Genomic DNA, 21,486 nt, shown 5'->3' with positions numbered 1-21,486 from the left:
TCAGGGTTTGGGCCTTGACTGAAACGGGCAGGGAGATCACCACGAGCATAATGACGCAGCGGAATAGGAGCAGAGCGCTGGTTAAGTAAATATTTGTAGGCATTCTGCGGTTTTCGATGAGGTTCATAGTTGATCCTTGTTGATACTATTGTGAGATGTAACTGGTCGGGTTATCGGTTTGCGGTTGTCAGTTGACGGTTAGTATTTTTTACAAGTGGCTGATCTCTCGCAGATATCATGAACATAGGATGACATCTGCGAGTCTGTTAACCGTAAACCGGCAACTGATCACCGTCAACTTGAGCTGTTACGCGGAATATCGATACGCCACTTGGTGAGCCCCTGAATATGGTTGTTCGTAGACCTGGCAGTCAATGGCGAAGACTTCCTGCAGTCGCTCGCGGGTTAAAACCTCATGAGGCGAACCGATGGTGACCAGGCGGCCATGGTTCAAGAGGATGATGGCGTCGCAGTAAGCAGCGGCAAAGTTCAGATCGTGGATGGCAGCGATGACGGTGATTTGTTCCTCGTACTGCCGCCGTTTCAAAACCTGGAAGATGTGCAGGCTGTGCTGGATGTCGAGGCTTGAGGTGGCCTCATCCAGAATCATGATCGGGGTGGCCTGGGCCAGGGCGCGGGCCACGACTACCCGCTGTTTTTCGCCGCCGCTGAGTTGGGTTATCAGGCGGTCGGCAAGCTCGGTGATCTCAAGTTCGGTCAAGACCTGGTCGACCACCGTTCGATCTGCGAGTCCGGGATTGGCGAATCTGGGGATGTGGGGGTGGCGTCCCATCATTACCACCTCGTACACCGTGAAATCGAAGTTGATCCGGAAGTCCTGAGGAACCAAGGCAATTTCCAGAGCTTTCTGCCGGTGACTGTATGTGGTGATGTTTTGACCGCGGAGGAGAATTTCACCCTGGCTGGGGGGGAGAGAGGCCAGCATCAGGTCGATGAGCGTGGTCTTGCCGGAACCGTTTGGTCCGATCAGTCCGTAAAACAGGCCTGTCTTCAGCGATAAGGAGAGATCGTGAATGACCTCTCTCTCGCCATATCGGGCAGAGAGTCTGTTGATGGTAAAGATCTCGCTCATCGCCCCCCCAGCTGTTTCTGCTTGAAGATCACACAGAAGAACGGTCCGCCGATCAGGGCGGTGAGCACGCCGATGGGGACCTCATGCGGCAGAATCGCTCGGGTAATGGTGTCGGCGGTGAGCAGGAGGATGGCGCCGGCGAGCAGGGATGCCGGAATTAGTTTGCGGTTGTCCGGGCCGATGATAAAGCGCATCAGGTGCGGGATGATTAGTCCGACAAAGCCGATAATGCCGGAGACCGAGACTGATGCCGCTGTTACCAGCGAGGCGATGGCGAGCAACCATTTGCGGGTGCGGACGGTGTTGACGCCTAGAGAGTCGGAACTCCTTAGCCCGAGGGACATGATGTTGAGATCGCGGGCGAAGTAGAGGCCTGCCAGCAGAGTAACGATGGTGGCGATTAATACCAGACCGGCGTCGAGCCAACTCCGGGCGGCCAAACTGCCCATCAGCCAGAAGATGATCACCGAGACCTGCTCCTCGGCCAGATACTTGATAAAGCCGATGCCGGCTGAGAGAATGGCGGAGATGATAACCCCTGCCAGGATCAGTGAATTGGCGGAGTAGGAGTGGTCACTGGCGGCAAGGTTGAGCACGGAAAAAACGGCAACCAGCGCTCCGGCAAAGGCGAACAGGGGGACGGAGAAGTAGCCTGGCAGGCTGAGGTTGACGATCAGGGCGAGCGAGGCGCCAAAGGCGGCGCCGGACGACACCCCGAGGGTGTACGGGTCGGCTAAGGGGTTTAAGAGGATGGCCTGAAAGATTGCCCCAGCCATGGCGAGGCCACCGCCGACTAAGGCAGCAGTCATGATCCTGGGCAGGCGGACATCCATGATCACCGTCTGGTGGATCGGATTGAGAGTGTGGGTTGTCTCGGTGAACCGGGCCATGATGATGGTCAGCACTTCGCTGGGCGGTATCTTCAGATAGCCCATGCCAGCGGCGGCGATTATGGTGGCTGCCAGGCAGAGGGTGAGACCGGTCATTAGCAGGGGGTAGGGAATATTACGCAATCATCCCTCCTGCCAGGCATAACCCGATCCCGGCAAGTAGCAGGCAGTAGTCTGAAGTGCGGAAGCGCATGATGAAAAGGACTGACACTGTTGAGACGATCAGGCACAGGGCCAAGGCATCGCTCAGCCAGAGCCAGGCGGCGTGAGTCTTGGCCGCCTTGTGGAGTTTGTTGAGAAAATAGAGGGGTTGGTTCGGGCTCTTGGTCTCCACTTTCATGGTGCCGGCTGCGGGGTCGATGGTATAGGTGGTCTGGCCGTGGGAGCCGTAGAGTAGCTCAATGGTGGCCCCGTTCTTGATCCTGATGACCTCAGGGGCATCCGGGCGGCCGATCTGTTCCCGGTAGTGGCCGATGAACTCGTTGATTGCTCCGAGGTCTGCTTTTGGGGCGGAAAATTGAGCGATCTGACTGGTCTGGAAATAATCAAACGCCTGTCGGTGGTTCAAGACAATGCCGGTAAGGCTGTAGCACAGAATGAAGGTTGCGGTTATAAGGCCGCCTATGCGGTGCAGGGCGTGCAGCAACGGGGCGGATCTGAATGCGCGGCTGGTCATCGGTCTTCCTCAACAAAACATAAGATTTGAGGATAGCCCGGTTTTATCCGCAAAAGAGACGTCGTTCCTCTGTCCAGGAGGATGCGAGTTTTACGATCAGGCAGGTCTTCTGGCTTCCCCGCCCTCCGACGGCCTTCCCATCCTCTTGAAGGACAGTGGCGCACAAGGTCATGAGGGGTGCTAAAGTTGAAGCGTTGGGGTTACAGCGGCGGGCCCGTTCCCGATTTACACGGGATTCCCTTTTTAAGTCACAACGGACACCTGATTTGCGTCCATTTATACTCTGACCATTGGCCGTTGTCAACCAGGGGGTGTCAGCTGGTAGTCTCCGCTTTGAGGAGTTGGGCGATGACTGTGGTTAGCTCCTTGAGCTGGTAGGGTTTGGCAATTGCGTCACAGAACCCATAATCCTTGAAGTTTGCCATGATGGGGTTGTTGGAGTAACCGCTGGAGACGATGACCATGGCGTTCGGATTGATTTTAAGAATTGGTTGTATCGCCTCCTCCCCTCCCATGCCTCCAGGGATGGTGAGATCCATGATAGTGATGTCAATGGGGGTGTTTGAATCTATCGATTCCTGATACATTTGAATGGCTTCTGCTCCGTCTTTGGCGAGAAGGACCTGGTGTCCCATCCGGCTAAGGAATGCCTGGGTAACATTTCGTACTGGCTCTTCATCATCCATGACCAGAATAGTCGCTTTTCTAAGGGGTAGCTCGATTGCATCAGAATTGAAGGGAGGGGTGTAACGTTGCTCTGAGGCGGGGAGGTAAATCGTGAAGGTCGTGCCGACACCCATGGTGGACTCCACGGAGATGTGTCCCCCATGTCTGTTGATAATTGAATGAGTAATCGCCAGGCCTAGACCGCTACCTTGCCGTTTAGTGGAAAAGTATGGATCAAAGATCTTATCCAGCAGGTTTGGATCAATGCCCACGCCATTGTCTGTGATTCTCACTCTCACGTAGCTGTCTTTATTGAGGATCTCTTTGTCTCTGGCATCCGGGATTATATTGTCACAGGAGATCTCAATCGTGCCACCGCTTGGCATGGCATTAATGGCATTGAGGATGATGTTCTGGAAAACTTGGTTGATCTGGCTCTTGTCGATATCGACCAGCCAGAGATCGTCAGGAAAGGTATAGCTACAGGAGACTTTATCTCCTCGGAGAATAAAGTCTCCTGAATCTTTGATTACATCTGTTAAAGATACTACTTCTTTTATTGGGTGACCACCCTTGGCGAAGGTGAGGAGCTGCTGGGTCAGATCCCGTGCCCGCCACGATGCTTTTGCCGCTTCTTTAAGGAAGTTTCGAGTTTTCTCTGTGATGGTGGAATCCATCATGGATAGGTCAATATTGCCCAGTATGCCCGCCAGAATGTTGTTGAAATCATGGGCAATGCCGCCGGCAAGAACACCAATTGACTCTAATTTCTTAATCTTGAGCAACTCCTGTTCCGTATGGAGTTGCTCGGTGATGTCTCGAAAGACCAGTACCATCCCGATGATAGCGCCATTTTTGTCGTGAATCGGGGCTCCACTGTCAGCAATAGCGCGTTCTTGCCCATTTTTTGAAATCAAGATGGTGCCTTCTGCTAACTCGATAGCCGAGGAAGAGGCTAGAATCCGGTCTAAGGGGTTTTTGCAGGGCTGTCGCGTTTCTTTGTTAACAATATTGAAGATTTTCGTCAGAGAGTGGCCCGCTGCATCTTCGCAGCGCCATCCTGTCAGCATCTCGGCCACTTTGTTGATCAACAGAACTTGGCCTTCGGTGTCGGTGGTGATGACGCCATCGCCAATGCTTCGCAAGGTTACCACCATGCGTTCTGTCTCTTCTGCCAGCAGGGCCTCGGCTACTTTTCTTTCGGAAATATCAGTAGCGACTTCAAGCCGTACCAGGCGACTATCAACCCAGCGAATTGCCCGGTCCTGGTTGTAAAACCATTGCCCGGTTACTGTATTTTGAAACTCCCAGCAATATGCCTCCCTTGGATTTCCTTTTTCATCTAATAAATATTTGTTGGTACAGAATGGGCAAGGTCCGATCTGCCCTTGTTGGATGCTTTGCCAGCAGAGTTTGCCGGAAATATCACCAAGCGTTTTCTTCCCGTATTTATTGAGGAACAGGACTTCATAGGTGGTCATGTCTGCAACGTAAATCAGAGCATCAATGCTATCCATCAACAGCCGGAATCGCGCTTCATTTTCCCTTAGAGTCTGCTGGCCCGAGGTCAGGGCGTCGGCCATATCATGAAACGATCTGGTGAGTATCCCAAACTCGTCGGGAGTGTCTGCCTGTTCACTGCGCGCCTCAAGGTGTCCTTCTGAAAATTTTTTGGTCAGGGCGACAAGGTTTGTTATCGGGCGAATTAAGGTGGTCTTGGCAACCGCTAAGGCAATGGTAAGTGAACCTCCTGTTGCCAGGAGCAACAGCAGCAGATTTCTGAGCAAGGCGTCGTTGGCAGGGCCAAGGATAGAGGATTCGGGAACAGCTGCCCAGACATAGAGAGAAGGATCTTTGTCGGTGTCGAGACGAACCTGGACGAAGGCCAATATGCGGCGAGTGCCGTCTGAGCCAGGGGTAATAAGGGTTTTTGGCTCCTTGGCAGCGCTGGCTATTTTCCAGACCTCAGCGCGAATTGGTTGGCCGATGGGGTTGGTTTTTTCGTTGGGGGGATGGTAAAACAGCCGGACGCCCTGGTGGTCGGTTATGGCGACAAAGGATTGTTCAGGCAGGGAGGAGACGTCATGGAAGGTGGAAAAAAGAGTGAGTTTGATGGCCGTGGTCAGAATGGCTTTGAGCCTTCCTTCCTTGTCGAGTACGGGATAGGCAAAGGCCAGCGCCGGAATCGCCGAGCCAATTCTGGTAACAATATACTCACCTACGGCAAAGTCTCTTTTCTTCAAGGCTTCCCGGACATGCTTGCGATCCATCAGATTTATTGCGGCAAATGGTTTGTTCGAAGCCAAAACTGCGCCGTTCGGATCAACTAACGAGAGGTTGAGGTAGTTGGGATTGTGGGTCAGCACGTCTTTGAAGATTATCTGACTTGCCGGTAGATTCAAGGTCTGAATTTCAGGGAGCAGAGCAAGGGTGGCGAGCATTTGTCTGGTGGAGGAGGCGATATTTTGTTGAACTTGGGCCATGGAGTGAGCGAGAACCAGCACTTCCTCTTTGGCGCTTTCGATGGAACGCTGTCGTTGCTCAAAGCCGGTATAGCAAAGAATGGCCAGGGCGGGTAGGACAGCGAGCATTACCAGGAGCGATAGATTCTTACTGATTGAACCCAAGTTTAATAATCGCATATTATAATCTCTCTTCTACGATGACCATCAGATTGTCATTGGTGAAGTTTTGCTTGCCATTAGATATTGATGGCGTCGCAAAAAGTCCGATCTACTGCGTTGCGTGGCGGTTTTGCTCGTTCGGCATACCATATGTATAGCCTCACTCACAAAACACACCCCGCGCCTTGTATGTCGCACCTTTTGCTTAGCCATCCCCGGACTTTTTGCGAGATTGTCAGATGTTGGTAGAGGGAACTTATTATTTTCCCCTTATTTTTATCGACAATAAAGCCTAATGTCAAATAAATAGAGTGCTAATAGCAGAGAGCTAAAATTGATGGTCTCGCAAAAAGTCCGGGGATGGCTAAGTAAAAGGGCCGATATACAAGGCGCAGTGTGCTTTTGCGAATGAGGCCACACATATGGTGTGCCGAATGAGCAAAAAGTACGCTGCAACGCAGTAGATCGGGCTTTTTGCGACGCCATCAAAATTAGAGATGGAGAGGTCTTGTTGTCAGGAGTTGCGGCATGTGATAATGTTTTATGAGTTCTATCTCATGGAGTCTTTTTTAGTATGCTTATTTAACAGTCATTGACGTGTCCGTTCGAGGTATTCTATGACGGGTCTTTGACAGGCTCAGGCCGTCACCTAAAAGCTATTTCGGTTCAGGATGTCCTTGTGTTGCGTGGTGCCACCGGACCTGCCCGATTATTACTAAGGACCAACGTATGACTATGATACACAATAACGACTGCGAGTGCAAAGGCTCAGTGCCGCCATCACTGCCGATGTTTCAGCCCAAGCCCGATAATGAGCCCTGCTGTGGTTCTCCGCCAGGCCCTCCTTCTTCTCCGGACGAGAGACCTGGCTACCGGCTCTGTTCTTTTGTTGAACGGTTTGTGGCGACTCCGGAAGGGGTAACGCCTCAAGTAAAGACACGTCTGGGTTTGAGGGACTGGCTGGGAACTCTCCGTGCCCGTTTGGGGATTCGCAGGGATCATTATCGGGTTGCCCCAGGGCTCTATGCGGCAGGTTCGCCCTGTGCAGACTCCCCGGTCCTGGTCACAGCTAATTACAAGCTGAGTTTTGACGTATTGCGCCGGGAGTTGACCGGCGCCAATGTCTGGATTGTGGTGTTGGATACTCGAGGGGTCAATGTCTGGTGCGCCGCTGGTAAAAAGACCTTCGGTACCGATGAGTTGATTGATCGAGTCAAGGCGGTGGGGTTGGCCCGGATTGTCAATCATCGGGAGTTGGTCTTGCCCCAGCTAGGGGCGCCAGGGGTTGACGGGAACCGGGTGCGTAAGACGTGCGGTTTTAAGGTGGTGTGGGGGCCGATCCGGGCTCGTGATCTCAAGAAGTTTCTTGACTCAGGCAAGCAGGCAGAACCTCAGATGCGGCAGCTTTCCTTTAGCTTGGGTGAGCGTCTGGTGTTGGTTCCGGTTGAGCTTTCTCTGCTGGTCACTCCTTCTCTGTGGATAGTGCTTGCCATTGTTGTCCTCTCCGCAGTGGGTCCGACGTTTTCCCTGGCCCTCACCTGGCTGCGGGTGGTGGAGATGACTATGGCCTATGCAGTAGGAGTTGTCAGCGGGGCGGTGGTTGTTCCGCTAATGCTGCCGTGGTTGCCGTGGCGGTCATTTTATCTTAAGGGTGGACTGGTTGGGTTGGTTGGCGGGTTGGCGGTAACACTTGGCCGAGGTGTTGGAGAGAGCAGGGTTCTGGCCATGATCCTGGTCTGCATGACGGTGAGTTCCTATGCGGCCATGAATTTCACCGGAGCGACGCCATATGCCTCACCGTCCGGCGTAGAGAAGGAGATGCGGCGTGGGATTCCGCTTCAGGTAGTTGCTTTGGTGATCGCTTTGGCGCTTTGGGTAGGCGGGCGGTTCTGGTCCTAGGAACTATCTTTCACGAAGGGGGAAACAATGAATGATTTTCGTTATTTGCCAGGGGTGTCAACCCTGAGACTCAAGGAGGATCTTTGCATAGGCTGCGGGGCTTGTGTCGAGGTCTGTCCTCACCAGGTTTTTTCAGTGAATGAGAGCAAGGCTACTATCGTCGACCTGGACGGATGCATGGAGTGTGGCGCCTGTGCGCTTAATTGTCCGGTTGCTGCTATTACCGTAAGTCCAGGGGTTGGTTGCGCCTCTTATATTATTCAGACATGGATTAAGGGCAAAGGGGCGGTAATCGAGTGTTGCTGAGTGGGGGATGGGTGAGGCTTTACTGGCCATGCGTCTGGCTTATTTCAGAGCGGTTAGGGTTGTTCAGGGAAAGCCTCTTGGATGTGTTTGATGTAGAGTTTTTTTAAGCACTTAACGATGGTGGCCTCGGAGAATGGCTTGACCAGGTAGTCGTTTGCTCCTGCGGTGATTGCGGCGTTGATGTTGTCCCGGTCAGTGTGTGATGTCACCATGATTATCTTGGCTCGCAGGGGAGAAGGTATTTTTAGCTCATCTTCGATTTCGCGGATCTTGAGCAGGACTTCTGTTCCTGGCATCTCATGAAGGGTAATGTCTAAGGTGATGATATCGAAAGGAGATCGTTCATTCCAGGCTTTTTGAAACATGGAGAGGGCGATGGCGCCGTTGGCAATGGCGTAGCAGCATCCGTATTTCGAGAGGATGATCTCCATTTTTTTTTGGCTGATTTTTTCATCTTCAACAATCAGAATTTTCATAGGTGCCAGAGGGTGTTGAGAGCGCAGGATCGCGTTTTTTATACTATGAGTGTGCCGTGTTATGTTACGCGGTGAAGTTTTTCAGTGCGTTTTGCATCTTGTTGTTCTCTTCCACAAGGGTGATAAGGGCCTTGGGGATTTCTGCCATGGTTCCAGCCTTGGCCAGTTCTTCAATGGTTTTGGCAGCCAGGGAGAGGCTATTTGCATAAATATTTGCGGCGCCTCCCTTGATGGAGTGTGCCTCCCGGCGAATGGTCTCGGTATCGGCGCTGGCCAATGCCACATTCATGGTTTCGATCTGTCCCTTGATGTCGTCGATAAATTCTTGAATAATTGACAAAACTAAATCCTTTTGTCCATCGAATTCTTTAATGGCCTTATCAAAGTCTACTGGCGCTTCTTCCGTGGGAGTATCTTTGTTGTCGGTTTGGGGAGCAATTGCGGTAACAGGAGGGTCCTTAACCAAAAGCCAGCGGTTGAGGGTTTGCAAGAGATCTCCCCGTTGCAGTGGCTTGGTTAAAAAGTCATCCATGCCGGAATGTAAGCACTTTAATTTATCCTCTTCCGTGGCGTGAGCGGTGAGAGCGATGATGGGTATTTTTTTGCGCTGCAGTGGGGAGGCGTCTGCGGCATTTTCTATGGCACGGATGGTTGCGGTAGCTTGATACCCATCCATTTCCGGCATTTGGATATCCATCAGAATAAGATCATATTTTTTGTTTTTATAGGCTTTTATCGCTTGTTTTCCGTTTTCGGCAAGATCGACATGGTAGCCGGCGTTGGCAAGGTATGCGGTCGCTACCTTCTGATTGGTCGGGTAGTCTTCAACCAGGAGAAGAAGGAATTTTTCGCCGATCTTTTCAAAAAGGGAGTGCTTGGTGATGAGTTGGGGGAGGTCGGATGGATCGGTGTACGCATTTTTTTGGTCGAGAACCGCAATCACTACGTTCAAGAGATCACTTCGTGACAAAGGGAGGGTCAGGTACCCTGTTATCCCGATTTTATTGCATTTCGCCCCGTCACCCCGCTCTCCGGTTGTGGTGGTGAGGAGGAGAGGGGTTTTTGCGTAGGGGGGGATGGCCTTGATTTCCCGCGCGAGATCAAAACCATCCATCCCCTGCATAATGATCGAGATGAAGATCAGGTCGTAAGGTTCGTCTCGATCGGATAGCGTTTTCAGGCGAAGAAGGGCTTCTGCCCCTCCTGATGCACCATCTGTGTGGCAGCCGAAGGAGTTGAGGTGTGCGACGATCTCTGATTTTTCTGGAGGACTGTTTTCTACGACTAAAATGTTTAGGGTGTCGATATTCTTGAAGTGTTGGTCTCTGCTGGGTGCCGGCAGGTTGTGTTGTTTTTCAAAGACAGCGGTGAAATAGAAGGAACTTCCCTTGCCCTCTTCACTTTCAACCCCAATTTCTCCGCCCATCAGTTCGGTAAGCTGCTTGGAGATGGAGGTCCCCAGGCCGGTGCCCCCGAATTTTCGGGTTGTCGAGAGGTCGGCTTGGGTGAACTTATCGAAAATTGTCTGTTGTTTATCCTTAGGGATGCCGATTCCGGTGTCGATTATCGTGAACTTGATCATGACCATCTGTTCATCAATCTCCAGGGCACGTTCGGCCTTAAGGGTAATCGAGCCTCCTTGGGGAGTAAATTTCAGAGCGTTGCCGGTGAGGTTGGTGAATATCTGACGAAGTCGGCATGGGTCGCCGATCAACCTGGGAGGGACATCCGAGGAGAGGGATGCCGTGAACGTGATGCCTTTGGGGCGGGTCTGGCAAGAAAAGCTCTTGCTGAAGTCATCGAAGAGGTACTGAAGGTTAAAGGGGTTTGGTTCCAGTTCCAGCTTCCCTGCTTCGATCTTGGCGACATCCAAAATGCCGTTGATCAGATTGTTCAGCATCCTGGCTTCTGATTGAATGGTTGTAAAGAAGTCCCGCTGGGTGGCGCTCATCTCGGTGTCGGCCAGCATTTCGGTCATCCCGATGATGCCGTTGAGCGGGGTCCTGATCTCGTGGCTCATGTTGGCGAGAAAGAGGCTCTTGGCCTTGTTGGCCTGTTCCAGTTCGGTGGTACGTTGTGACACCCTGGCGTTGAGTTCCTCCCTGGTCTTTTCCAGGGTGATTGTTTCTTGTCTGCAGGCATCGATTCTTTGTTGGCATTGCTGGAATTCATCAGCATTTTGTGCGATGACCCCGGCGATGAGAGCGGAGAATAAGCATACCGGCAGAGCGGCGAAGCTGCAGGTGAGGATGATTGGCCAATGGTGGTTATGCGTCAGGTCTGGGCATAGAAAGTGATGCGTCGTTACGGCCACGGTTACTGACAGTATGGTAACGAAGAGTGTTATCCATAAAAAATACCATGGATTGAGTTTTGCCAATGTGGTAATGATTTTTGTTTTCATGGATAAATGAAGCGCTCACTGTTTGACAATGGTTGATAGGGAATAGGGAGGTTTGTTTGTTACGGCTCTGTCTCCGGGGTTTTTCATCTATTCGTTTGGATTTTACTGTGACTCAATTAGAAAATACTGAATTTTACTCTCTATTGGAAAGAAAAATATGACTATGGCATCAGCTGCGGTGAATTTTGTCAGGGGTTTTTGGTTTCCGTTTACCTCGTTTTCTTATGTTCGGCGGCATCCGAGCTTATATCCATTCATTATAATTCCATTTGGGATCAATGTGACCACGTTCATCCTGGTAATCTATTTCGGCTTTGATTATTTTCGAGGACTTGTCCAGTCATGGCTGCCCCAAGGTGAGGCCTGGTATTGGCTGATCCTTAATTACTTTTTATTGATCTTTGCCATTGTAATGGTTCTGGTGTTGATTTTTTTTACTTTTGCGGTGGTGGGAAGTCTGTTGGCTTCGCCATTTAATGACGTGCTGTCAGAAAAGACGGAGCTGTTGATTGGCGGGCAAGTTTCGGACGAACCTTTTGCCCTGGGGCGGTTGCTTCGCGATGTGCGTTTGACGCTGGTGACCGAGGTTGAAAAAATCAGTTTATTCTTGTTGGGGATGATGGCGCTGCTGACAGTTCATTTGTTGCCGGTGCTTGGTTCAATACTTTACCCCTTTTTGTCGGTAGCTTGGACGGCGTTTTTTTTAGTAATCGAGTATACTGGATATGTTTTTGCCCGAAAACAGCTTGGGTTCTCAGAACAGAGGCAGATCATCTTTCGTCATATTCCTTTGATGGCTGGTTTTGGTCTTGGGTTGTTCTGTATCCTGGCTGTCCCGTTTCTCCAGTTCTTCTGTATTCCTTTGGGGGTGGTAGGCGCTGTGCGGCTGCTGGCCGAGGCTGACGAACTCAGTGTTGCAGGACCTCTGGTGAAGTAGAGAGGTATGGTGTCCTGGGTGTGGAGTGAAGTCGATTGTGTTGATCATGGCAGTGGTGTTACTCAAACGGATACACCGCGACATCGTTTGAGGTTTCAAAGCCGACCAGAAGAGATGTGTCTCTGTTGATGGGCTGAGCAGCTAAGGCGTCCGACAGAACTGTCGGACGCCTTAGCTGCTCAGTTTCGGAAGGAAAATGCTATTTCTTTTTCTTAGCCGCATTTTTTTCGGCGATATCCTGCTTAAGTTGATCACGGTCTTTTTTTAGCTCTTCGTAGGTAGTTTCAGCCTGCTGGGCGGCCTCTTTCTGTTTTTCTTTAAGTTCGACGACCTTGGCCTTGATGCGTTCTTCTTTGATCTTCAAGTCATTGGTGCCGAAAAGCGATGAGGCCAGGTAGAGATAAGAAAACTTCAAGAGCGCGATGTCGTCGGTTTCGAGTTCTTTTAGTGTTGCTGGATCAATGTCATAGATGCTGAGGAATGAGCTGTGGAAAATAAAGTCTCTGAATTTTTCCAGATTGGTGCTGGCCAGGAAAAACATTTTTTTGGCTGGTTCACTTAAGGTGGCTTGTTGCCCGAAGGATTTGCGGCGCATCACCAGTTCCATCCAGCCACGATTCAGATCATCTCGGATGTCAACTCCCTGGTCTGCCCGCCACTCACGAACGGTCCATACTTTGTCTTCGTTGTGCCCCTTGCAGTAATCCTCTTTAACCTTGAAGAAAAATTTTTCTGCAACTTGATTCTCCTGGGCGCCTTCATGGAAATTAGCCATGCCGATCGGGTAATAGCGGCAGGCCGAGGGGCGGTCGGTGTAGACCAAGCAACCTTCTTCGGTGACGAAAGGGCAGCGTCCTTCTGCTGTTAAGTGGATTTGCACGCCCGGCATGTCTGTTTTTTCCAGGTAGACAGGCTTGGTGTAGCGGAGCAGGAACTCATCGGAATCGATGCCTATGCGTTTGCGGAGGCACAGGATGTCATACGGGGTAAGGATGATATTGATATTGCCGCAGCAGGCGGTGAAGCAAGAGACTCCAGGATGACAGCGGAATTTGATCTTACTGTCGAGGGTGAGTTTTTCAGGCATGATATGGCTGGGATTTTTTTCTTTGCCAAATAAAATATCCTGCTTGGATTCTGAATTAGAAGATGTCATTGTGGTTCCTTGTGTCATTCTGTTTATGTCATGGCCCCGGAAATAAAGAGTAGCAGGGGCAGTTTGTGTGCCGAACGTCCGGTTGTATCCGGCTATGGAAAATTTTGTCAAAACTAACCACCGTTGCCGGGGGTGTCAAATCAATTTTTTTAATATCCCCTGAGTTGAAGGGAGGACGGGGCGAGCAGGGAAAACCGGCTTTTGTCTGCGGTTTTTTTTCTTGACTTTTAGATTATGAGAAATTAAAAGACTTCCTGGGAAAAATGAGTCGTCCTTCATTATGTGTGGCCTGAAGCATATGTTTTGTGATTAAAATAAATGATTTCAGTGCATTGTGTGCACTGATTGATTTTTTGAATCCTGCTTGAAAAGCCGCTGATAAATTACTCTCCCTGAAAAATTAGGTATTAGCAAAGGATACTGGAGGTTCCTTCCTCACATGAAAAACGGGGAGGAAAAGATGTTGATCATTGCTGTTTTTAAAAAAACTGGCGTCGTATTCGCGGCGTCGAATTTTCAATTCCAATGTGAGGAGGTATTTTAATGCCAAGTTATGTAGACCCTTCAAAGTGTGACGGTTGTAAGGGCGGGGACAAGACCGCCTGTATGTACATCTGCCCGAACGACCTGATGGTACTTAACAAGGAGGCCATGAAGGCTTACAATCAAGAGCCTGATGCCTGCTGGGAGTGTTACTCCTGTGTTAAGATCTGTCCACAGGGCGCCATTGCTGTTCGTGGTTACAATGACTTTGTACCAATGGGCGGTCAGGTTCACCCAATGCGCAGTTCCGACTCCATCATGTGGACCGTTAAGTTCCGTAACGGCAACATGAAGCGTTTCAAATTCCCGATTCGGACCACTGCCGAGGGTGCCGCCAACGCATACGAGGCTCTTAAGGGCGTGAGCCTGGATGATGAGTTGCTCTCCACCGAGAAAGAGCTCAAGAATCCAACTAAGCTGGCCTAATAAAATTTCGCTGCGTAATCTTTAAGCTAAAAAATACATTCAGGAGGAATTACAATGGCGTTACCTAATCAGCCACTGGGCGAGCTGCCCGCGGTTACTAATCCCGAGATTGTTGAGCATAGCTGTGACGTATTGATCGTCGGCGGCGGTATGGCCGCTTGCGGTTGTGCTTTCGAAATCAAAAAGTGGGCTCCGGCCGACATGAAGATCACCTTGGTCGACAAGGCCTCCATGGAGCGTTCCGGCGCTGTTGCTCAGGGCTTGTCAGCTATCAACACCTACATCGGCGATAATCCGATCGAGAACTACGTAAAGATGGTTCGTAACGACCTGATGGGCGTTGTTCGTGAGGATCTGATCTATGACCTTGGTCGTCACGTTGATGATTCAGTTCATCTGTTCGAAGAGTGGGGTTTGCCGATCTGGAAGATCGACGAGACAACCGGCGATAACCTCGACGGTTCCAAGCCTGCCAAGACCTTGCCGGAAGGCGGAAAGCCAGTTCGTACCGGTAAGTGGCAGATCATGATCAACGGTGAGTCCTACAAGTGTATCGTTGCTGAGCCAGCCAAGAAGGCACTCGGCGAAGAGAACTGCTTGGAGAGAATCTTCATCGTTAAGCTGCTCCTTGACAAAAATAAAGAGAACACCATCGCTGGTGCTGTTGGCTTCTCTACCCGTGAAAATAAAGTTCACGTTTTCAAGTGCAAGACCATGCTCTGTGCATGTGGCGGCGCAGTTAACATCTTCCGTCCCCGTTCAACCGGCGAAGGAAAGGGCCGCGCTTGGTATCCAGTATGGAACGCAGGTTCAACCTACACCATGTGTGCCCAGGTTGGCGCTACCCTCACCATGATGGAAAATCGCTTCACACCAGCTCGTTTTAAAGACGGTTACGGCCCGGTTGGCGCTTGGTTCCTCCTGTTCAAAGCCAAAGTTCAGAACGGCTTGGGTGAGTTCTATGCAAACACCGATTCCGTTAAGGACGAGCTTGAGAAGTTCATGCCTTATGGCGCTTCCGCGGTTACTCCGACCTGTCTTCGTAACCACCTGATGCTCAACGAGCTGAAGGCTGGACGTGGTCCGATCTACATGGCTACCGACGTTGCTTTGAACGCTTTCCTTGATGTCAGAAGAGAAAAAGGCATGGACGAGAAGGAAGTTAAGAAGTTCTGGAAGCACCTCGAGTCAGAAGCATGGGAAGACTTCCTTGACATGTCCGTTGGTCAGGCCGGCCTGTGGGCTGGTATGAACATCGAGCCTGAAAAGGTTGGTTCCGAGATCATGCCGACCGAACCCTACATGCTGGGCTCTCACTCAGGCTGCTGTGGTATCTGGGTTTCCGGACCGGACGAAGCTTGGGTTCCGACTGTAGAGGGTGCTCGTTCGCATCAGTACAAGTGGGGCTACAACAGAATGACCACCGTTAACGGTCTGTTCACCGCAGGTGACGGCGTTGGCGCATCCGGTCATAAGTTCTCCTCTGGTTCTCATGCAGAAGGTCGTATTGTTGCTAAGCAGATGGTTAAGTACTGCCGTGACAACGCTGGCTTCGCTCCTGAACTGGCTCAGTCTTCTCAGGAACTGGCTGACCAGATTTACGCACCGGTTAAATTGTACCATCAGCATGTCGGTGCGTCCACCGCTGCCGATGTTAACCCTAACTACTGCAAGCCTGCAGGCATCATGATGCGTCTGATGAAGGCTACCGACGAATACGGCGGTGGTGTTGCAACGTACTACATGACTTCTGGCAAGCTCCTCAACATCTGCCTTGATCTTCTCCGCATGCTGCGTGAAGATGCTGCTCTGATGGCTGCTGGCGATCTGCACGAGCTTATGCGCGCTTGGGAAAACTATCACCGCATCTGGTGTGTTGAGACCCACATCCGTCACATCGAGTTCCGTAAGGAGTCTCGTTACCCCGGCTTCTACTATCGGTCAGATTACCCGGTTGTTGATGATGCCAATTGGAAGGCCTTTGTTAACTCTACTTTCGATCCTAAAACTCAGGAGTGGAAGTGCGAGAAGGTCAACTGCATCAACATCGTTGAGACCACCCCTTGGATCTAATTCCTGGTTGATCAACGTTGATTGACAGTTAGTTGAGTACTAATGAATCTCCAGGCGCCGATTGGCGCCTGGAGATTTTTCTATCAAGAGACTGATGGACTGATGAAACATTTTTTATGGCTGAGTTGAATGATTCTATGCGCATTCAATTGAGCCATGGGAAATGTTTTTTATTAATTCAACTCTTAAATGGAGGAGTGGCATGACAGACGCAGGTGGAGCATCCAATATGGGTGCGGTACTGGTCGTAGGTGGCGGAATTAGTGGGATGACCGCAGCCTTAGAAGCCGCCGAGGTTGGCAAGGACGTTTTTCTGGTAGAAAAAAATCCGTATTTGGGTGGTCGAGTTGCTCAGCTCAACCAATATTTCCCCAAATTGTGTCCACCGTCGTGCGGTATGGAGATTAATTTTAAGAGGATCAAGAGTACCCGTAAGTTGAGAACGTATACCATGACCACGGTCAAGGGTGTAACTGGCTCTGCTGGCAACTACGAAGTGACCCTTGAGACTGCTCCTCGTTACGTAAACAGCAACTGTACCGCGTGCAACGATTGCGTTGATGCGTGTCCAGAAGAGCGTAACAATGCCTTTAATTTCAATATGGATAAGACTAAGGCCATCTACAAGGCCCACGAGATGTCTTTTCCTATGCGCTATGTCATAGATCCTGCTGCTTGCACCAGGTGTGGGAAATGCGTTGAGGCATGTAAGTATGAGGCGATTGAGATGGACATGCAGGCCAAGTCCTTTACTGTCAATGTCGCTTCTATTGTTTGGGCAACTGGTTGGAACCCTTATGATCCTAATAAGATGGAGAATTTGAAGTTCAATTCGTCAGATGCCATCATTACCAATATGATGATGGAGCGTTTGGCTGCTCCTGCCGGGCCGACTGGCGGAAAAATACTCCGTCCTGGTGACAACAAAGAACCAGAGAGTTTTGCCTTTGTTCAGTGTGCAGGGTCTCGGGATGAGAATCATCTTGAGTTTTGTTCCTATATCTGCTGCATGGCCAGCATGAAACAAATTACCTATATTCGCGAGCGATACCCTGAGGCACCGATCACTGTTTTCTATATTGATCTCAGGACTCCAGGTAAATATGAGAAGTTCCGTGAGAAGTTAATGACAGACCCGAAGATCACTTTTATCAAGGGTAAGGTTGCTGACATTATTGCTGAGGCAGATGGTGGAGTAACATTGGTTGCAGAAAATGCGGTAACTGGAGAGAAGATTAAGCAGAAAGTCGATCTTGCTATCCTGGCTACCGGGATGGAGCCAGCAGCTAAATCAATGGGTAGTGTTTGTGGCGCGACGATGGATAGCAATGGCTTCATTATCAGCGATTCCGAGAAGGCTATACTTGCCGCAGGATGTGCCAAGAAAGCCTCAGACGTTGTCACTGCCACCCAGAATTCGACTGCTGCTGCTCTTAAAGCAATTCAAGCCTCAAGGAGATAGGTTCGATGGACAAGAAAACTCAAGGATATATTTGTACTGGATGCGGAATCGGGGCTGGCCTTGATGCCGAAGCCCTCTCCGGTATGGTTACTTCAGAGATGAAGTTTCCCTGCAAGACCCATGAGGCTTTGTGTTCTAAGGCTGGGCGCGAACTGATTGAGGCTGATATCGCCGCTGGCGCTAACACCTTAGCAATTGGCGCCTGTTCCATGCGGGTTATGCAGGATGAATTTAATTTTGGCGATAGCATAATTGTAGTTCGCGCCAATCTTCGTGAACAGTGTGTTTGGTGTCAGGGTGATGATGCTGGTGCTGATTTTGTTCAGGAGTTAGCTTCTGATAACATGCGGATGGCTTGCACCAAGGCGAAGAATGAAGAGTTGCCTGAGCCCTTTAAACTGGAAAATATCAATAAGGATATTCTGGTTATGGGTGGCGGTATTGCCGGTCTCTCTGCTGCCAAGGAAGCTGCGAAGGCAGGATACAATGTTACGCTCATCGAGCGGACGGCGGCTCTTGGTGGCAAGGCTCTGGGCTGGAGGAAGCAGTTTCCCACCAAGGCACCTTGGACCGATCTTGAGAATCCTACCATTGCCAATATGGTCAAGGACGTTGAAGCTGATTCCAAGATCACAGTGAAGACCGAAACAGAAGTAGCACGAATTGGCGGTGCGCCTGGTGCATTTAAGGTCACCTTGAAACCGGCTGGCACCAGTGGTGAGTGGGATGCCCCAGCAAAGGTCACTGTCGATCAACAGGATCTTATTGCCAAGGGGCAGATGGAAGATCCCAACCTTGGCAAGAAGGTGTATACCGCTGAAAATCCGGACGCTTTGAGTTTTGGTTCTGTTATTTTAGCTACTGGTTGGTCACCGGCCGATGTGTCCGAGTATGCTCATCTTGGACACGGTCAGTTGAAAAACGTGGTAACCAATGCTGAGTTCGAAAAACTAGCTAAGACTGGCAAAGTGCCAGCCAAGGTTGCCTTTGTTCAAAGTCCAGGTGGTGCAGAGAGTGATGCTGATTTCCCGTTCTGCAACTCCGTTACTTCAATGGTAGCTTTAAAGCAGGCACGATATGTCCGCGAAGACAACCCTGATGGAATCGCTTATATCTTGTATCAGCATATGCGTACTCCGGGCAATATGGAGATGTTTTACAAGGGTGCCCAGAATGATGATGGCGTTATGCTGACTAAGGCTAATGTGACCCAGGTTGAGGCCGCTGGTTCTGCTCTCAAGGTAACGGCCAAAGACACGCTCCTCAATGAAGATTTGGAGTTGAATGTCGATATGGTCGTACTTGCCGCTGGTATGGTGCCTGCAACGAAAGCTGAGAATTCAATTAATCTCGCTTATCGTCAAGGCCCAGCCTTTCTTGATCTTGACCTTTTTGATGGATATGCTGACTCTCATTTTATCTGTTTCCCTTATGAGACTCGGAGAACTGGTGTCTACACCTGTGGTGGTGTACGTAAAGCCCAGACAATGGAGGAGACAATTGATGATGCCACTGGAGCAGCGCTGAAGGCCATCCAATGTCTCGAGTCTGCAGACCGTGGTGTTGCCGTTCATCCTCGTTCAGGCGATCAAACCTATCCTGAATTCTTCTTTCAGCGTTGCACCCAGTGTAAACGTTGTACTGAGGAATGTCCTTTTGGCGCTTTGGACGACGACGAGAAAGGAACCCCTTTGCCGAACCCGACCCGTTGCCGCCGTTGTGGTACCTGTATGGGTGCATGTCCCGAGCGCATCATTGGCTTTAAGAATTATAATGTCGACATGATCGGTTCCATGATCAAGGCGATTGAAGTGCCAGACGATGATGAAGATAAGCTTCGTATTTTGGCCCTTGTTTGTGAGAATGACGCCTATCCTGCACTTGATATGGCAGGTATGCGTCGACATAAGATCAGTAATCTGGTACGTGTAATTCCTGTTCGTTGTCTTGGCTCTGTCAATATGGTCTGGATCAAGGACGCTCTTTCTGCTGGTCTGGACGGCGCGGTTCTCTTGGGGTGCAAGTACGGTGACGATTATCAGTACCATTTTGTCAAGGGCAGTGAGATTGCTACCCGTCGTATGGAAAATATCGGTGAGACACTATCTACACTAGGTCTTGAGCCAGAGCGTTGCGCTGTACGTCAGGTAGCGATTTCTGATTACGATACAGTTTCAGATGTGATTAACGAGTTTGTTGAAGAGATCAAGGGGCTTGGCCCGAATCCTTTCAAGGGCTTCTAAAGACGTGGATTAGACCTGGGCTGGAGATGGAGAACATAGATCTCCACCTCCAGCCCAAACGCTTGACGGCGATATAGGAGAAGATAAATGCAGATCAATTCTGATTTACAATTCATTAAGTTCCTGAAAGGTGCGGGTGGAGATACACTCAAAAAGTGTTATCAGTGCGCCACTTGCTCAGTTGTATGTCCTTTGTCATCCGACAAGAAGCCATTTCCCAGAAAGGAGATGATCTGGGCTCAATGGGGCCTTAAAGATAAACTTGTTGCTGACCCGGATGTATTTTTATGCCATCAGTGTGGTGATTGCACAACATATTGTCCTCGTGGGGCAAAACCTGGTGATGTACTTGGTGCAATCAGGGCATATGCCTATACTCATTATGGGTTTCCGTCTGGGCTCGCAAAATTGGCAAGCTCATCCAAGAATCTGCCAATTTTGGTTGGTCTCCCGGCTGTTATCGTACTTGTCGCTTGGATTATATCTGGAGGCATGCATTTGCCTGAAGGGAAGATTGATTTCGGTAATTTTTTTGGTCATTGGGACTTTAAGTACCTTTCAAAAACTGTGTTCTTCATCGATGCTATCATGCTGCCAGCTGCTGGTCTTGCAATTTTTTCCGCCTATAAAGGAGTTTCGGCCATGTGGAATAAGATGGCCGAGGGGTTGGAGACTAAATCAGGATTTAGACCTTCCTGTGTTCAGTTCATTAAGGAATTTTTAGTGCCTTCAGTTCAAGAGATTATTGCCCATAATCGTTTCAATGAATGCAACACCAATCAGGATAGAGCTCGTGGACATAAGCCCTTGATGTTAGCTTTTATCGGGCTGCTTATTGTGACAACGTATGGGTTTATTCGGAAGGATCTTCTTGGGATCGCCATGCCATCCATGCATGGACCGATACCACTTTGGGATCCAATCAAGATTTTGGCTAACGTCAGTGCAGTCGCCATGATCTATGGAATATTTTTGTTATGGGGGAAGCGATCTAACGATGAGGCAGCGTCTGGCAGCAAGGGGACTTTTTATGATTGGTTCCTGATCTATGAAATTGCTGCTGTTGGTATTTCTGGACTTCTTGCCGAATTGACACGTCTTGCCGGTATTGGTTCCTTAGCATATTTATTTTATTATATTCATCTTGTTGCAGTAATGATGCTTTTCTTGTATATGCCTTATACAAAATTTGCACATTTGGTGTATCGTACCTTCGCAATGGCTTTTGAGCGATATCGTGACAGCGATTATGTAGTCAAGAAAGCATAAGCTGCTTTTTGCTCGTAGTTGAAAAACCACCATTGTTGCATTATTCGCTCCAATGGTGGTTTTTTTTGTAAAAAAGAAGTTGAATTGTTTTTGGTGAGCGGTTATATTGTCTCGTTATGCTGGCGTAGCTCAATTGGCAGAGCAATGGTCTTGTAAACCATAGGTTGCGGGTTCGATTCCCATCGCCAGCTCCACCTTGATATACATAGCGAAGTTGTTAGTACTCGAAGTAAAGAAGTAAAAGTATGGAGGGGTTCCCGAGCGGCCAAAGGGAACAGACTGTAAATCTGTCGGCGAATGCCTTCCGTGGTTCAAATCCACGTCCCACCACCATGAGCCCACG

The 21,486-nt window shown here is 50.0% G+C and carries 15 protein-coding genes, 2 tRNA genes and 1 riboswitch; of the genes, 10 read left to right on the top strand and 7 right to left on the bottom strand.

The window, feature by feature from the left end; translation table 11 throughout:
- Positions 1-307: 307 nt before the first annotated feature.
- The 4 genes from FP815_12905 to FP815_12890 all read right to left on the bottom strand — a co-directional run bounded on the left by FP815_12905 (position 308) and on the right by FP815_12890 (position 5,967).
- Positions 308-1,093 (bottom strand): ABC transporter ATP-binding protein, encoded by a 786-nt coding sequence (locus FP815_12905; GenBank protein ID MBA3015823.1) that lies wholly within the window; start codon positions 1,091-1,093, stop codon positions 308-310.
- A complete protein-coding gene (locus FP815_12900; protein MBA3015822.1) occupies positions 1,090-2,079 on the bottom strand; it encodes an iron ABC transporter permease in 990 nt (329 codons plus the stop codon). Before FP815_12900 ends, FP815_12905 begins: the two co-directional genes overlap by 4 nt.
- 19 nt (positions 2,080-2,098) lie before the next feature.
- The gene (locus FP815_12895; GenBank protein MBA3015821.1) at positions 2,099-2,659 is read right to left on the bottom strand and encodes a hypothetical protein; all 561 of its coding nucleotides are present in this window, start codon (positions 2,657-2,659) and stop codon (positions 2,099-2,101) included.
- A gap of 81 nt (positions 2,660-2,740) precedes the next feature.
- Positions 2,741-2,939, bottom strand: a riboswitch (cobalamin riboswitch).
- Positions 2,940-2,973: 34 nt separating this feature from the next.
- Positions 2,974-5,967 (bottom strand): PAS domain S-box protein, encoded by a 2,994-nt coding sequence (locus FP815_12890; GenBank protein ID MBA3015820.1) that lies wholly within the window; start codon positions 5,965-5,967, stop codon positions 2,974-2,976.
- A gap of 771 nt (positions 5,968-6,738) precedes the next feature.
- Between FP815_12890 and FP815_12885 the strand changes: the two genes are divergently transcribed.
- Both FP815_12885 and FP815_12880 read left to right on the top strand, forming a co-directional pair.
- On the top strand, positions 6,739-7,848 hold the full coding sequence (locus FP815_12885; GenBank protein MBA3015819.1) for a hypothetical protein: 1,110 nt from the start codon (positions 6,739-6,741) through the stop codon (positions 7,846-7,848).
- Between the two features lie 27 nt (positions 7,849-7,875).
- On the top strand, positions 7,876-8,154 hold the full coding sequence (locus FP815_12880; protein MBA3015818.1) for a 4Fe-4S dicluster domain-containing protein: 279 nt from the start codon (positions 7,876-7,878) through the stop codon (positions 8,152-8,154).
- 53 nt (positions 8,155-8,207) lie between these two features.
- On the opposite strand, the gene FP815_12875 is transcribed toward FP815_12880, so the two are convergent.
- Together FP815_12875 and FP815_12870 are read right to left on the bottom strand one after the other, a co-directional pair.
- Positions 8,208-8,630 carry a response regulator gene (locus FP815_12875; protein MBA3015817.1) on the bottom strand — a complete coding sequence of 141 codons (423 nt, stop codon included), beginning with the start codon at positions 8,628-8,630 and terminating at the stop codon, positions 8,208-8,210.
- A gap of 64 nt (positions 8,631-8,694) precedes the next feature.
- Positions 8,695-11,034: a response regulator gene (locus FP815_12870; protein MBA3015816.1), complete on the bottom strand. Its 2,340-nt coding sequence runs from the start codon at positions 11,032-11,034 to the stop codon at positions 8,695-8,697.
- A gap of 157 nt (positions 11,035-11,191) precedes the next feature.
- On the opposite strand from FP815_12870, the gene FP815_12865 reads away from it, so the two are divergent.
- On the top strand, positions 11,192-11,971 hold the full coding sequence (locus FP815_12865) for a cysteine biosynthesis protein CysZ (GenBank protein MBA3015815.1): 780 nt from the start codon (positions 11,192-11,194) through the stop codon (positions 11,969-11,971).
- A gap of 199 nt (positions 11,972-12,170) precedes the next feature.
- Here the strand turns inward: FP815_12865 and FP815_12860 are convergent, their stop codons facing one another.
- Positions 12,171-13,127, bottom strand: coding sequence for a YkgJ family cysteine cluster protein (locus tag FP815_12860; protein ID MBA3015814.1), 957 nt, complete (start codon positions 13,125-13,127; stop codon positions 12,171-12,173).
- A gap of 543 nt (positions 13,128-13,670) precedes the next feature.
- Here FP815_12860 and aprB point away from each other — a divergent pair.
- From aprB to FP815_12825, 7 genes are all read left to right on the top strand, one after another.
- Positions 13,671-14,096, top strand: coding sequence for an adenylyl-sulfate reductase subunit beta (gene aprB, locus FP815_12855; GenBank protein MBA3015813.1), 426 nt, complete (start codon positions 13,671-13,673; stop codon positions 14,094-14,096).
- Positions 14,097-14,150: 54 nt separating this feature from the next.
- Positions 14,151-16,169: an adenylyl-sulfate reductase subunit alpha gene (locus FP815_12850; protein ID MBA3015812.1), complete on the top strand. Its 2,019-nt coding sequence runs from the start codon at positions 14,151-14,153 to the stop codon at positions 16,167-16,169.
- Positions 16,170-16,371: 202 nt separating this feature from the next.
- The gene (locus FP815_12845; protein ID MBA3015811.1) at positions 16,372-17,631 is read left to right on the top strand and encodes a CoB--CoM heterodisulfide reductase iron-sulfur subunit A family protein; all 1,260 of its coding nucleotides are present in this window, start codon (positions 16,372-16,374) and stop codon (positions 17,629-17,631) included.
- Between the two features lie 5 nt (positions 17,632-17,636).
- A complete protein-coding gene (locus FP815_12840; GenBank protein ID MBA3015810.1) occupies positions 17,637-19,874 on the top strand; it encodes an FAD-dependent oxidoreductase in 2,238 nt (745 codons plus the stop codon).
- An 87-nt stretch (positions 19,875-19,961) separates the two neighbouring features.
- Positions 19,962-21,143, top strand: coding sequence for a heterodisulfide reductase (locus FP815_12835; GenBank protein MBA3015809.1), 1,182 nt, complete (start codon positions 19,962-19,964; stop codon positions 21,141-21,143).
- Positions 21,144-21,261: 118 nt separating this feature from the next.
- A tRNA-Thr gene (locus FP815_12830) sits at positions 21,262-21,337 on the top strand.
- A 53-nt stretch (positions 21,338-21,390) separates the two neighbouring features.
- Positions 21,391-21,476, top strand: a tRNA-Tyr gene (locus FP815_12825).
- The last annotated feature ends 10 nt before the right edge of the window (positions 21,477-21,486 follow it).

It is taken from the genome of Desulfobulbaceae bacterium, from assembly GCA_013792005.1.
Lineage (GTDB): Bacteria > Desulfobacterota > Desulfobulbia > Desulfobulbales > VMSU01 > VMSU01.
Note: the sequence above shows the minus strand (reverse complement) of the source record. Positions and strands in the feature narration are given on the sequence as shown.

Excerpts from the sequence above, each read along its gene's own strand:
- FP815_12905 (MBA3015823.1), bottom strand. The coding sequence starts at position 1,093 with ATGAGCGAGATCTTTACCATCAACAGACTCTCTGCCCGATATGGCGAG.
- FP815_12900 (MBA3015822.1), bottom strand. The coding sequence starts at position 2,079 with ATGACCGGTCTCACCCTCTGCCTGGCAGCCACCATAATCGCCGCCGCT.
- FP815_12895 (MBA3015821.1), bottom strand. The coding sequence starts at position 2,659 with ATGACCAGCCGCGCATTCAGATCCGCCCCGTTGCTGCACGCCCTGCAC.
- FP815_12890 (MBA3015820.1), bottom strand. The coding sequence starts at position 5,967 with ATGCGATTATTAAACTTGGGTTCAATCAGTAAGAATCTATCGCTCCTG.
- FP815_12885 (MBA3015819.1), top strand. The coding sequence starts at position 6,739 with ATGTTTCAGCCCAAGCCCGATAATGAGCCCTGCTGTGGTTCTCCGCCA.
- FP815_12880 (MBA3015818.1), top strand. The coding sequence starts at position 7,876 with ATGAATGATTTTCGTTATTTGCCAGGGGTGTCAACCCTGAGACTCAAG.
- FP815_12875 (MBA3015817.1), bottom strand. The coding sequence starts at position 8,630 with ATGAAAATTCTGATTGTTGAAGATGAAAAAATCAGCCAAAAAAAAATG.
- FP815_12870 (MBA3015816.1), bottom strand. The coding sequence starts at position 11,034 with ATGAAAACAAAAATCATTACCACATTGGCAAAACTCAATCCATGGTAT.
- FP815_12865 (MBA3015815.1), top strand. The coding sequence starts at position 11,192 with ATGACTATGGCATCAGCTGCGGTGAATTTTGTCAGGGGTTTTTGGTTT.
- FP815_12860 (MBA3015814.1), bottom strand. The coding sequence starts at position 13,127 with ATGACATCTTCTAATTCAGAATCCAAGCAGGATATTTTATTTGGCAAA.
- aprB (MBA3015813.1), top strand. The coding sequence starts at position 13,671 with ATGCCAAGTTATGTAGACCCTTCAAAGTGTGACGGTTGTAAGGGCGGG.
- FP815_12850 (MBA3015812.1), top strand. The coding sequence starts at position 14,151 with ATGGCGTTACCTAATCAGCCACTGGGCGAGCTGCCCGCGGTTACTAAT.
- FP815_12845 (MBA3015811.1), top strand. The coding sequence starts at position 16,372 with ATGACAGACGCAGGTGGAGCATCCAATATGGGTGCGGTACTGGTCGTA.
- FP815_12840 (MBA3015810.1), top strand. The coding sequence starts at position 17,637 with ATGGACAAGAAAACTCAAGGATATATTTGTACTGGATGCGGAATCGGG.
- FP815_12835 (MBA3015809.1), top strand. The coding sequence starts at position 19,962 with ATGCAGATCAATTCTGATTTACAATTCATTAAGTTCCTGAAAGGTGCG.